The organism is Novosphingobium sp. GW821-FHT09E05 (assembly GCF_059416165.1).
In genome coordinates this window covers 809,230-822,387 of the sequence record NZ_JBWKOQ010000001.1, presented here as the reverse complement: position 1 = coordinate 822,387, position 13,158 = coordinate 809,230, and the positions used below count along the sequence as shown (strand labels likewise).

The 13,158-nt window shown below is 67.3% G+C and carries 9 protein-coding genes; 4 read left to right on the top strand and 5 right to left on the bottom strand.

What is annotated here, in order from left to right; genetic code table 11:
• Nucleotides 1-393: 393 nt before the first annotated feature.
• Complete coding sequence (locus AC07M9_RS03820) at nt 394-1,860, top strand: ATP-dependent nuclease (RefSeq protein WP_494881432.1); 1,467 nt, start codon at nt 394-396, stop codon at nt 1,858-1,860.
• A 143-nt stretch (nt 1,861-2,003) separates the two neighbouring features.
• Here AC07M9_RS03820 and uvrA read toward each other — a convergent pair whose 3' ends face one another.
• Complete coding sequence (gene uvrA / locus AC07M9_RS03815; protein ID WP_494881430.1) at nt 2,004-4,967, bottom strand: excinuclease ABC subunit UvrA; 2,964 nt, start codon at nt 4,965-4,967, stop codon at nt 2,004-2,006.
• 305 nt (nt 4,968-5,272) lie between these two features.
• On the opposite strand from uvrA, the gene AC07M9_RS03810 reads away from it, so the two are divergent.
• A complete protein-coding gene (locus AC07M9_RS03810) occupies nt 5,273-7,888 on the top strand; it encodes a T6SS phospholipase effector Tle1-like catalytic domain-containing protein (RefSeq protein WP_494881428.1) in 2,616 nt (871 codons plus the stop codon).
• Here the strand turns inward: AC07M9_RS03810 and AC07M9_RS03805 are convergent.
• Complete coding sequence (locus AC07M9_RS03805) at nt 7,878-9,416, bottom strand: ABC1 kinase family protein (protein ID WP_494881426.1); 1,539 nt, start codon at nt 9,414-9,416, stop codon at nt 7,878-7,880. The genes AC07M9_RS03810 and AC07M9_RS03805 overlap by 11 nt on opposite strands.
• Nucleotides 9,417-9,533: 117 nt before the next feature.
• On the opposite strand from AC07M9_RS03805, the gene AC07M9_RS03800 reads away from it, so the two are divergent.
• Nucleotides 9,534-10,103: a septal ring lytic transglycosylase RlpA family protein gene (locus AC07M9_RS03800; protein ID WP_494881424.1), complete on the top strand. Its 570-nt coding sequence runs from the start codon at nt 9,534-9,536 to the stop codon at nt 10,101-10,103.
• A gap of 48 nt (nt 10,104-10,151) precedes the next feature.
• The gene (locus tag AC07M9_RS03795; protein ID WP_494881422.1) at nt 10,152-10,310 is read left to right on the top strand and encodes a hypothetical protein; all 159 of its coding nucleotides are present in this window, start codon (nt 10,152-10,154) and stop codon (nt 10,308-10,310) included.
• Between the two features lie 44 nt (nt 10,311-10,354).
• On the opposite strand, the gene AC07M9_RS03790 is transcribed toward AC07M9_RS03795, so the two are convergent.
• Genes AC07M9_RS03790 through AC07M9_RS03780 form a run of 3 tightly spaced genes read right to left on the bottom strand, consistent with a single transcriptional unit; the run spans nt 10,355 to nt 12,992 of the window.
• Complete coding sequence (locus tag AC07M9_RS03790) at nt 10,355-11,095, bottom strand: ABC transporter ATP-binding protein (RefSeq protein WP_494881420.1); 741 nt, start codon at nt 11,093-11,095, stop codon at nt 10,355-10,357.
• Entirely contained in the window at nt 11,092-12,057 is a 966-nt protein-coding gene (locus tag AC07M9_RS03785) for a FecCD family ABC transporter permease (protein ID WP_494881418.1), read from the bottom strand. Before AC07M9_RS03785 ends, AC07M9_RS03790 begins: the two co-directional genes overlap by 4 nt.
• Entirely contained in the window at nt 12,054-12,992 is a 939-nt protein-coding gene (locus tag AC07M9_RS03780; protein ID WP_494881416.1) for an ABC transporter substrate-binding protein, read from the bottom strand. The genes AC07M9_RS03785 and AC07M9_RS03780 overlap by 4 nt, the downstream gene beginning before the upstream one ends.
• Between the last annotated feature and the right edge of the window lie 166 nt (nt 12,993-13,158).

The following is a 13,158-nucleotide window of genomic DNA, read 5'->3' as shown; positions in this document are numbered from 1 at the left end:
CACCGACCCGCGCCGCGCCCAAAGCCCAGGTCGTCCTCCGGCACCCCGATATCGCGGTCCCCCGGAATCCACCCCCGCCCGAACCGCGCCCGTTCCTCCCCGGAACGGGGAGGGCGACCACCCGCAGGGTGGTGGAGGGGCACAGGCCCCTCACGCGCGCCATCGTCCACACCGAAACCGCCCAAAACGTCCGTCATCGTCCACCTCGCCCAAGAGGAAAGCCACGAAAGCCCAGGGCGCGCCGCGAGGGCATGCCGAGGGGGACGGATATTTATCGCATGTGGGGGTGTGTAGGAAAGTGGGCAACTTATATGTTTAATACCAACGCTTTATGCGAACTTGCGAAAATGAAAGTCGTATGTCACTACCTACTTATTGCACATTGGAGAGATTATGGACGTCCAACAGTCTGACATCGATAACCTAGAAGAACGCGTAAAGAAATTATCTTACGGAAAATATCTCCCGTCCTTGAAAATGTCGAATGTCAGAAGTTTCGGACACCAGACGGTGTCATTCGATTTCCCCGTTACGGCAATTATTGGCACCAACGGCGGCGGCAAATCGACCGTTCTAGGAGCAGCCGCTCTTGCGTACAAATCGGTCAAGCCAGGCGATTTTTTCCCGAAGTCTAATATCGGGGATAATAGCATGTCTAATTGGCGCATAGACTACGACGTTATAGATCGTAAAATCAACAAAGATGGCATCTTTACACGCAACGCACGATTTGTGTCTGCAAAATGGCGACGCGACAACATCCCAGATCGTGAGGTCATTGTTATACCTATTCAGCGCACTGTTCCGGCAAATGAACAGGCGAAATTTAAGCAGTTTATCGGCTTGGCTCAAAAGAAAAATATAACACGAGACGTAATATCGGATTATATTCTGGGGTGCGTTGGGAGGATACTCGGAAAAGACGCATCGGGATACGAGCGTATTTCCATAAAAGATGATCCTGGAAAGTCCATTCTCGTAGGACTAAAGAATAAGAATGATTATTCCCAGTTTCATTTTGGAGCAGGCGAAGCCTCTATAATTGAAATGGTCACAAGAATTGAAGAAGCGGACGACAATGCTTTAATATTAATCGAAGAAATTGAAAATGGCCTACATCCCCTCGCGACACGAAAAATGGTCGAGTATCTCTTCGACGTTGCTAAGCGCAAAAAGGCGCAGATAATTTTCACTACTCATTCGGAGTATGCACTTGATGTACTTCCACCAAAAGCAATTTGGGGTTGCATTGATGGCGTAGCTTATCAGGGAAAGCTCACGATCGAAAGTCTTCGAGCACTAACTGGCACAGTATACAAAGAACGAGCAGTTTTTGTGGAAGATGATTTCGCAAAAGATTTGTGCAGTGAAATACTTAGGCAATATGCTCCTAACTTGCTTGACCGTGTAGAGGTACACAAGGCCGGAGGCTATCCCTACGTTGTAGAAGTTTTGAAACATCACAACGCCAATCCTACAATCAAGAACAATGCCGTCGCTGTCATTGATGGCGACAATCCGCCTCTTGCCGAGAGCAACGATCACGTTCTTGAACTACCAGATGGCGCCCCTGAGGCAATTGTATTCGGCTACATCAAACAAAATGCAGAATCCATTGCCAGCCTAGTGCAGCAACGATGCCAATGCCCTTCGGTGTCTCAAGACAAGATCGTTTCGTGCATAAACGAAGTGGCGATAGATACTACCGATCACCATCTATATTTTGTAAAGCTTGGTGAAAAATTAGGGTTTATATCTGAGATTATTGTCCGGCGCGGACTGTGCTCAATTTATGTCCAAAATTCAGAGTCTGAATTGGCTGCTTTGGTGCAAAATCTCAAAGAGAAACTGTCCGAATAGACCGAGAGCTAAAACTTCGACGCTACGCCCATATTCCCGGGAGCGCGAGGGCGATGGCCCTCGCATCTTTCTTCCTGTCCTTCACCCTCGCGTAAACCGGGCGGTCCTCCTCCCCGTCGCTACGCGACAGGGAGGAATGCGCGTCACTTCCCCAGCAGCGGCTTCAGGTAGTGCCCGGTGAACGAGCGGGGTTCCTTGACGACCTGCTCGGGGGTGCCGACGGCGACGATCTCGCCGCCGCGGATGCCGCCTTCGGGGCCCATGTCGATGATCCAGTCGGCGGTCTTGATGACGTCGAGGTTGTGTTCGATGACGATCACCGAGTTGCCCTGGTCGACCAGGCGGTGCAGCACTTCGAGGAGCTTGCGCACGTCCTCGAAGTGGAGGCCGGTGGTGGGCTCGTCGAGGATGTAGAGCGTCTGCCCGGTCGAGCGGCGCGCCAGTTCCTTGGCGAGCTTGACGCGCTGCGCCTCGCCGCCCGAGAGCGTGGTGGCCTGCTGGCCGACCTTGACGTAGCCGAGCCCGACCTCGTTGAGCATGTGCATCTTGTCGCGGATCGGGGGGACCGCCTTGAAGAACTCCTCGGCGTCCTCGATCGTCATGTCGAGCACGTCGGCGATCGAGAGGCCCTTGAACTTCACGTCCAGCGTCTCGCGGTTGTAGCGCTTGCCGTGGCATTCCTCGCACGTCACGTAGACGTCGGGGAGGAAGTGCATCTCGATCTTGATGAGGCCGTCGCCCTGGCACGCCTCGCAGCGGCCGCCCTTGACGTTGAAGCTGAAGCGCCCCGGCTTGTACCCGCGCGCCTGGCTCTCGGGGAGGCCGGCGAACCAGTCGCGGATCTGGGTGAAGGCGCCGGTGTAGGTAGCCGGGTTCGAGCGCGGCGTGCGGCCGATCGGCGACTGGTCGATCTCGATGACCTTGTCGCACTTCTCCAGGCCCTTGATCCTGTCGTGCGCGCCCGCGATCACCCGCGCGCCGTTGAGCTGGCGGCTGGCGCCCGCCTGCAGCGTGTCGATGGTGAGCGAGGACTTGCCCGAGCCCGACACGCCCGTCACGCAGCAGAAGGTGCCGAGCGGGAACTTCGCCGTCACCCCGCGCAGGTTGTTGGCGCGCGCGTTCTCCACCGTGACGAAGCTGCCGTTGCCCTTGCGGCGCTTCTTCGGCACCTCGATCGCCCGCGTGCCGTTGAGATAGGCGGCGGTGAGGCTGTCCTTGGACTTGAGCACCTGCTTGAGCGTGCCCTCGGCCACCACCTCGCCGCCGTGGACGCCGGCGCCGGGGCCGAGGTCGACGATGTAGTCGGCGGTGCGGATGGCGTCCTCGTCATGCTCGACCACGATCACGGTGTTGCCGAGGTCGCGCAGGCGCTTGAGGGTGACGAGCAGCATGTCGTTGTCGCGCTGGTGCAGGCCGATGCTGGGCTCGTCGAGCACGTAGAGCACGCCCGAGAGGCCCGAGCCGATCTGGCTGGCGAGGCGGATGCGCTGGCTCTCGCCGCCCGAGAGCGTGCCCGAGGTACGGTCGAGGTTGAGGTAGTCGAGCCCGACGTTGTTGAGGAAGCCGAGCCGCTCGTTGATCTCCTTGAGGATGGCCTTGGCGATCTGCTTCTGCTGGTCGGTGAGCTTGGCTTCCAGCTCGCCGAACCACGCATAGCCGTCCGACACCGAGAAGCGCGCGGCGTCGGCGATGTCGCTGCCGGCGATCTTGACCGACAGGGCCTCGGGCTTGAGGCGCTTGCCGTGGCAGGTCTCGCAGGGCTGCGCGGTCTGGAACTTGGTCAGCTCCTCGCGCATCCAGGCGCTGTCGGTTTGGATCAGGCGGCGGTTGAGGTTGCCGATGACGCCCTCGAACGCCTTGTTGACGGTATATTCCTTGCGCCCGTCCTTGAACGTCAGCGGCACGGCCTTGCCGGCGGTGCCATAGAGGATGACGATCTTCACCTCGGGGCTTAGCGCGTCCCACGGCGTCGTCAGGTCGAAGCCGAAGTGCTTCGCCAGGCTGGAGAGCACCTGCATGTAGTAGGGGCTCGGCGGGTTCGACTTGGCCCAGGGCACCACCGCGCCCTGCTTGAGCGTCAGGTGCTCGTTCGGCACGACCAGCTGGGGGTCGAACAGCAGCTTCTCACCCAGGCCGTCGCAGGCCGGGCAGGCCCCCTGCGGCGCGTTGAACGAGAACAGGCGCGGCTCGATCTCCTCGATCGTGAAGCCGCTGACCGGGCAGGCAAACTTCTCGGAGAAGACGATGCGGTTGGCGGGGAGCCCGGCGTTCTTCATGCCCTTGGCGGGAGCAGCGGTTTCGGCCGGCTCGGCCTCGGCGGCCTTGGCCTTGGCCCTGCTCTTCTTTGCAGCGGGCGCAGCCTCGCCGGCCAGTTCCGCCACCGTGGTATCCGCGAGATCGGCATAGACCAGCCCCTCGGCCAGCTTGAGCGCCTGCTCGAAGCTGTCGGCAAGGCGCGTCTGGATACCGTCCTTCACCGCGATACGGTCGACCACGACTTCGATGTCGTGCTTGTACTTCTTGTCGAGCGCGGGCGCGTCCTCGATCGCGTAGAATTCGCCGTCGATCCGCACGCGGGTGTAGCCCGCCTTCTGCCACTCGGCGAGTTCCTTGCGGTATTCGCCCTTGCGGCCGCGCACGGCGGGGGCGAGCAGGTAGAGGCGCGTGCCCTCGGGCAGTTCCATCACCCGGTCGACCATGTTGGAGACGGTCTGCGCCTCGATCGGCAGGCCGGTGGCGGGCGAATAGGGAATGCCCACGCGCGCCCAGAGCAGGCGCATGTAGTCCCAGATCTCGGTCACGGTGGCCACCGTCGAGCGCGGGTTGCGGCTGGTGGTCTTCTGCTCGATCGAGATCGCCGGGCTGAGGCCGTCGATATGCTCGACATCGGGCTTCTGCATCATCTCGAGGAACTGGCGCGCATAGGCGCTCAGGCTCTCGACGTAGCGGCGCTGGCCCTCGGCATAGATCGTGTCGAACGCGAGGCTCGACTTGCCCGAGCCCGAGAGCCCAGTGATGACGATCAGCTTCTCGCGCGGGAGCGCGATGTCGAAGCCCTTGAGGTTATGCTCGCGCGCGCCGCGCACGGTGATGTGGGTGAGACTCATGGGAAGGCTGTGTTCCAGATTTGTTCGCGGCCATCAAGAGGCGGGCGCCGATTTCGCCAGCTCCATAGATGGGCGCGGATGGCGTCATGACAATGGGGACTGTCGTCATCCCGCGGCCATGACGGCGCCGGGCTTCTATGGTGCGCGCTCATAACCTGCCGTCGCCCCCGCGAAGGCGGTCGGCCCCGCCTGCAACGGTGGAGAGGCCCGGACGCTCCACGGAGCCAAATGTCGCCCTGCGCCTGTGCGTATTGCGCCGGCTGCGGAATTCATAGTATTTGACAGAGCAGGGTGGGAGAAATGACATGGCGGATTCGGACGAACTCAAATCAACTGAAGTCGATGATCCGCATGAACAAGCAACTGCGTCCGAAACCGAAACCGTAAACCCGGAACGACGCGCCGACTCTTCTCCGCCCATTTCCAGCGCCAAGCGCATCATCGCCTTTTCGGACGGTACCGGCAACAGCAGCGGCAAGCTGTTTCGCACCAACGTCTACCGGCTTTACACCGCGCTGCGCCTCGGCGACGTCACCATGGCCAAGCCGCAGGTGGCCTACTACGACAACGGCGTCGGCACTTCGAGCATCCGGCTGTTCGCGATCCTGGGCGGCATTTTCGGGCTGGGCCTGAAGCGCAATCTCGCCGAACTCTACTGCTACGTCTGCCGCAACTACAATCCCGGCGACGAGATCCACGCCTTCGGGTTCAGCCGCGGCGCCTTCACCATCCGCCTGCTCGTCGCGCTCGTCTGCGAGGAGGGCATCATGCCCTACAAGGACGAGCGCGAACTCAAGCGCAACTGCGCGGATGCGCTGCGCCGCTTTCTCGGGCTCAACCGGCCGGACCGGTTTCCCTGGCTGTTCATGGCCGTGCGGGCGCTGCGCGACCTGCTGATCCACGGCTGGCGCAAGCTGCGCGGGCAGGATTTCAACCGGCGGGCGGCGCACCGGCCCGGCGTCGAGTTCGTGGGCGTGTGGGACACGGTCGCGGCCTATGGCGGGCCGATCAGCGAAGTGACGCGCGGGATCGACCAGTACGTCTGGCCGCTGACGATGACCGACTACATGCTCAACCCCAAGGTCAGGACCGCCCGCCACGCCCTCGCCCTCGACGAGGAGCGCGACAGCTTCTGGCCGCTGCTCTGGGACGAGATGGCGGAAAAGCGCCGGATCGAGGCCCTGCCCGCGGCCGAGCAGGCCGCGCTGGCGGCCAGTCCCCGGCTCAAGCAGGTATGGTTCTGCGGCATGCATTCGGACGTCGGCGGCGGCTACCCCGACGACAGCCTGGCCTATGTCTCGCTCGACTGGATGATGGCCGAGATCGGCGGCCGCCTGGAGTTCATCGCCAGCGAGCGCGAACGGATCGCCGACTTCGCCAATCCGCTGGGGCCGATGCACGATTCGCGCTCCGGCGCGGCGGCCTATTATCGCTACCAGCCGCGCAAGATCTCGGCGATGCTCCACCCGCGCGCCGAGGATTCGATCACGCTCGACCAGACACGCGTGCTGCGCGATCCCACCATCGGCGAGAAGACGCACCGTCCGCAGGGCCTGCTGCTGCGCTGCCTGATCCACCGCAGCGTGGTCGAGCGCATCGCGGTGGGCAACGACAACTACGCCCCCATCGTCCTGCCCGAGACCTTCGAGATCGACGCGCTCCAGCCCGCCAACGACCCGAAGATCCGCGCCGCCATCGCCAATGTCGAGGACCCCGCAATCGCCGGCCCGCGCGTCCAGGTGCAGGAGAACCACTGGGACCTCGTGTGGGTGCGCCGCGTCGGCTATTTCCTGGTGGTGGGCGTCTCGCTGCTCCTCGCCCTCGCGCCGCTGCGCGACAGGCATCTGCTGGTCCCCAACCTGCAGCTCTACGGGGACGGGGGGCGCTGGCTCGAAGGGCTGTTCGGCTGGCTCGGCGGCTTCGTGCCGGGCTTCCTCGCCCCCTGGTACGAGGTCCTGACGCGCGAGTGGACCGAGACGCTCGCGATCCTGCTGGTGCTGATCGCGCTGAGCCAGGTGATGGTCGGCCTCGAAGCCACCCTGCGCGACCGGATGCGCGTGCTGTGGTGGGATTCGGTCGACGGAATCGCCTCGCCGGTGCCGGAACCGACCGGGCTGCGCCGCTTTCGCAACAGCTACGGCTACCAGCGTACCCTGCAGTTCTGGAAATGGGACGTGATCCCCTTCCTCACCGGCGTCGGCATCCTCGTCGGGGGCGCCTATACGCTCGCGGTCGTGGCGGTGCAGGCGAAGCTGTACTACGAGGAGACCACCGGCGCCTTCTGCTCCGGCAGCCCCGACGCCGCGCTGACCACCTCGGACGACGTGCTCGACGCCGCCGGAACGTGCCTGAGGATCACCCACGCCGCGCCGGCCTCCGCATCGCCGCAGGACAAGGTGCCGGTGCAGGTGCAGAAGGGCCTGCGCTATTTCGTGTTCCTGAAGACCGCGCCGGGCGAGCCGCTTGCACCGGCGCCGTGGAGCGACGGCGGCATCGCGATGCCGGCGCGCGGCCTGTCGACCTTCAAGCTGGGATGGCGGCAGATGGCGGTCATGGCGCCGGGTGCCGGTTTCCGCCGCGTCGCTACCGCCCGCTGGCTCGAACCCGTGGTCGAGATCCGCGGCGAGCGGGAGGACGGCGCCTTCCACTACGGCCACGCCACCGTCCAGCGGCTCGAGTTCGAGCGCGACACCGCCTGCACCGCCCGCCCCGGCGTGTTCGCGGTCGGGACGTTCGAGGCGCAGGCGAGCGGGCCGCTGTTCATCTTCGTCAACGACGCCGTCCTGCCCGGCCTGCCGCGCGACTTCTTCTACAGCGGCCGGGACTGGAACCGGAACGAGGGGCGCGCGCAGCTGGTCGTCTATCCCGAGGACGACGTCGCCCGGTACGAGGGCAACTGCACCGCCCGCGCTAAAGGATGACCCCCGCGAAGGTGGCGAGCGCATGGAGCACGATCGCGCCCGCCACCAGCGCCCCGGCCCGGCGGATCGCGGGCGCGGGGTCCGGCGCGCGCTTCGGCGCGTCGTCCCGCTCCAGCCGCGCGGCGGCGGCACGGATCAGGCGCGGGGCGTCGGCGGAAAGGCGTGACAGTTCGAGCAGCACCGCCTCCACCTGCCCCGGCGCGGCAAGGCGCGTCAGGCGCGAGGCGACCAGCCGACCGCGCAGGGCAGCCAGCGCTTCCGACAGGTCGAAGCCCGGCGCGATGCCCGAGAGCACCCCGTCCATCGTCACCATCGCCTTGAAGATCAGCACGAGGTCGGGCGGCAGCACCAGCCCTTCCTGGCGCAGCAGCGGGAAGAAGTCGGCGACCATCGCGTTCAGCACCAGCGCCCCGCTGCCGTGACGCGCGACGAGGCGCTCGGACGCGGTCAGCAGCCGCTCGCGCGGGACCTCGCCCGCCTGCGACCACAGCGCCAGCATGTCCGCCACGCCGCCGGGGTCGTTGCCGCGCAAGGACAGGATGAAGGTCAGGAACTCGTGCTGGCGGCGCGGGGACACGAAGCCGACCGAGCCGAGGTCGAGCAGCGCGAGCCGGTCGCCCTCCCCCGGCGCGGCGGGCGGCAGGCACAGCAGGTTGCCGGGATGCGGGTCGGCGTGGAAGCGGCCGTTGACCAGCACCATCTCCAGCACCAGCTGCGCGCCGAGGTCGGCGATCGCGGCGGGGTCGATCCCGGCGGCGCGCAGGGCGGTGGGATCGCGCGGAGGCACGCCCTCCACGTAGTCCATCACCAGCAGCGCGTTCGCGCTGTGCGCCCAGTGGATGCGCGGCACCACCACGCGGGCCATCGGCGCGAGATCGGCGCGCAGCATGTCGGCGTTGCGGCCCTCGTTGGTGAAATCGAGTTCGTCGAGGACCTCGCGGCCCAGCTGCTCGATCATCGCGCCGGGCATCATCCGGCGGACCATGTCGCTGCGCGCCTCGACCAGCGCGGCAAGATGGCGCAGCAGCCTGAGGTCCGCCTCCATCGCCTTGCGGATGCCGGGGCGGCGGATCTTGACCACCACCTCGGTGCCGTCGTGCAGCATGGCCCGGTGGACCTGTGCGATCGAGGCGGCGGCGAGCGGCTCGGTGTCGAAGCGCGCGAAGGCCGTCTCGGGCGGCTCGCCCAGCGCGGCCTCGACGGCGGGGCGCAGGGTCTCGAACGGCAGGCGCGGGGCGTCGCTCTGGAGCTGCTCGAAAGCGGCGATCCATTCGTCGCTCAGCATGTCGCGCCGGGTGGCGAGGATCTGGCCGAGCTTCACGTAAGTCGGCCCCAGTGCCTCCAGCGCGCGGCGGGTGCGGGTGGGCAGGTCGGCGTCCTCGCGCGCCGCTTCTCCGCCCCCGTTTTTGGCCAGCCCGAGCCGCGCGAGCAGCGAGTCCAGCCCGAAGCGGGCGATCACCGCGCTCACCTCGGCCATGCGGGCGCGGTCGCGGGCGGCGACGGTCATCGTCTGCAGGATCGTGGGCATCGGGTCTCCTTCGGTCGCGGGAGAAAGCGGCGGGACCCATGCGCGGTTCCGCCCGCGCTTGTGGAAAGGCGGCGCCGCGTCATTGGTCCGCGCTTCCCCCGCGCCTAGGCTCGCGCGATGCTCACCTTGCGCGCCCTCCTCGGCCTCACGCTCGCGGCGTCGCTCGCCGCCTGCGGGGGCGGGGTGAAATACCGCCCGGTCAGCGACGCGCCGGTGCGCATCGGCCCGCCCTACAAGGTGCGCGGCGCGACTTACGTGCCCGCTGCAAGCCCCGGCTACGACATGCTCGGCTATGCGACGTGGTACGGGGGCGAGAGCGGCGACCAGGTCGCCAACGGCGAGCGCTTCCGCCCCGGCTGGGTCACCGCCGCGCACACGACCCTGCCGCTGCCCAGCTACGTCGAGGTCACCGCGCTCGACACCGGCCGCCGCATCGTCGTGCGCGTCAACGACCGCGGGCCCTACGGCGACCTGGCGCGCATCCTCGACCTCTCGAAAGGCGCCGCCGAACTGCTCGGCGTGCGGGCAAAAGGCAAGGCGGCGGTGCGCGTGCGCGTGGTCGAGCCGGAGGAAAGGGACCGCGCGGCGCTGCGCAAGGGCAAGGCGGCGCGCGAACTCCCGCCGCTTTCCGCAAGCTCGCTCGCCAGCCTGCAGGCCCAGTTCTCGCGCGGGGTGGGCCCGCGCTGAGGAACCGGCCGGCGCCCCGCGCGTTATCTCCCCGAGAGGAGAGATGTCATGAATATCGGAGCCGAGATCCCCTTCCGCCGCAGCCGCTTCGCGCGGCTCACCGGGTCGCTGATCTTAGACCGCCAGCGCAAGGAAAACGTGCGCGAGAACGAGGAGCACGCGCAGGACATGCGCGTGTGGTCGAAGGGCCACTTCGTCCAGAACTGAACGGCAATCCTCCCCCTCGGCAGCGCCGATGGGGAGGATTGATCCTATCCCAGCGACAGCGCCCGCGCGCCCGGTTCCCCCAGCCAGCGCGCCGGGCACTTCCACACCCGTCCGATCACCTCCTGCGACAGCGCATGCTCCGGCTCGCCATCGGCCGCGACCCGCCCGCCTTCCAGCACGATCACGCGGTCGGCGAAGTTCATCGCCGTCGCCAGGTCGTGCAGCACCAGCACCACCCCGCGCCCGGCGCGCGACTGATCGCGGAAGCGGCGCATGAGGGCGATCGCGTGGGCCAGGTCGAGGTTGGCGAGCGGCTCGTCGGCCAGCAGCCACTGCGGCCCGGTGGCGATCACCCGCGCCATCAGCGCCCGCGCCCTCTCGCCCCCCGACAGCCGGGTGACGGGGCGGCCGCGCAGCGCGGCGAGGTCCATCGCCGCGATGGCCTCCTCGATCGCGGCGCGGCCCTCGTCGCCATGCTCGTCGTGCCACGGCAGGCGGCCCAGCGACACCAGCACCTCCACCGTCACGTCCCACGCCACTTCGGGCGCCTGCGGCAGGTAGCCGATGCAGCGCGCCCGCTCTGTCGCCGGCACGTCGCGCAGCAGCCGCCCGCCCATCGCGGCGAGCCCACTGTCCGGCCTGACGAGCCCCGCGAGGCACGACAGCAGCGACGACTTGCCCGCGCCGTTGGGGCCGCAGATGGCGGTCACCTCGCCCGCGTGGACGGACAGCCTGATCCCGGACAGGCGCCCGGCCAGCGTCAGGTCGACGGCTTCGAGCCTCATGCCAGCCCCCGGCGCATGCGCAGCAGGAGCGCGAGGAAGAACGGCGCTCCCAGCAGGCTGAGCGCAATGCCCAGCCGCAGCTCGCCGCCGGTGAGCGGCAGCACCCGGCACGCGCAGTCGGCGATAAGCAGCAGCAGCGCGCCCGCCAGCGCGCTTGGCACCATGAGCGAGGACGGCCGCCGGTCGGTCAGCGGACGGACCAGATGCGGCACCATCAGCCCGACGAAGCCGATCACCCCCGCCACCGCCACGCCCGCGCCGACGGTGAGGCCGACGCCGACGATCATCAGCCCCTGCAGACGGCGCGGGTCGAGCCCGAGCGAGCGCGCGGCCACCTCGCCCAGCGTCAGCGCGTCGAGCCCGCGTCCGCAGGCCAGCAGCACGGCCACGCCCGCCAGCGTGAGCGGCGCGGCGATGGCGACCTCGCGCCACGAACGGTCGGCCAGCGCGCCCATCAGCCAGGTGACGATCTCGCTCATCGCGAAGGGCGTGGGCGAGAGGCTGATCGCCAGGCTGGTGAGTGCTCCGGCAAGGCTGGCGATCATCAGCCCGGCCATGGTGAACAGCGCCACGCCGCCCTCGCGCCCGGCGATCAGCGCCAGCAGCGCCATCGCCCCGCCCGCCCCGACCAGCGCGAAGACCGGCAGCAGCCAGACCGAGGCGGCATAGCCGGTCCAGAAGCTCAGCACCGCGCCGAGCGCCGCGCCCGGCGCGATGCCGAACAGGCCCGGATCGGCGAGCGGATTGCGCAGGTACCCCTGCATCGCCGCACCCGAGACGCCCAGCCCCGCCCCGATCACCAGCGCCAGCGCCGCGCGCGGCAGGCGCAGCTGGAACAGGATCAGCATCGCATTGCGCGTCGAAGGGGCGAAAGGGTCGATCCACACGCGCCCGGCCAGCAGCGATAACGGCACCGCCAGCACGAGCGCGGCGATCAGCAGCAGGATGAGGCGTCGGTTCAAGGCTGGGCCTCTGGGATGGTCGGGTTGACGGTATGGACGTGGCTCAGCGCGGTTGTCGCGGCTCGCGGCGCCGGGCGCGGCGAAGCCTGCCCGGCGATCTGCGCGCGAACCTGCGCCAGCCGCGCCACCGCGCGCGGGATGGTCGGCCCGCCGCACCACAGCAGCGAGGCATCGAGCGGGGCGCGGGCCGTGCCGGTCAGGTGCGCAAGCGCGGGATGGCGCAGCATCCGGTCCTCCTCGGCGGCGGGGGAGCCGACCGTGAAGATCACGCGCGGCGGATCGGCGAGCACGCGTTCGAGCGGCAGGTAGTCGGCCTGGGCCAGCCCGCGCGCGGCGGCGGCGTTGACGAAGCCGGAACGCGCCATGAGGTCGGCGACGAGCGTATGCTCCCCCGCGACGATGCCGCCCGACTGCCAGACCAGCGCGGGAATGCGCGCGGCGCCGGGCGCGGGCGCGGCGGCTTCCAGCGCGAGGTTCATGCGGCGGGTCAGCGCCTCGCCCGCCTTGCGGTTGCCGGTCAGCGCCGCCAGCGTGCGCACCTGCTCCAGCGCCTGCGGCATGTCGGACGGGATCGGCTCCAGCACCACGCGCATGCCGAGATCGCGCAGCGCCTGCGCGGTGGTGGGCGAGAGGAAGCTGCTGGCCACCACAACGTCGGGCTTGAGCGCCGCGATCTCCTCGACCGCGCCCGACACGGCCGCGAACCGGCGCGCGCGGGCGATGTCCATCGAAGTCGCGGACGGGTCGTGGCTGTAGTGCGAGATCGCCAGCAGCTGCCCGGGATACGCCACCTCGGCCAGCACCGCGTCGGTGCAGGGGTTGAGCGAGACGATGCGCGGCCGCGCGGCATCGACGACGGGGGCGCCCGGCCCGCAGGCGGCGAGAGTGAGGGTGAGGGTTAGAGCTAGCAGAGCGGCGACGGGGCGCATGGTCATCCCCGCCCCCATCTTCGTCGTCCCTGCGAAGGCGGGGACCCATCTGAGGTCGCTTCGTGTGGCCCGGCCATCAGATGGGTTCCCGCCTTCGCGGGAATGACGAGGTGTGGGTGTGCGGGTCGGAAACGACGACCCCTGCCCCGAGGGAAGGGCTGCCCGGGTCGGC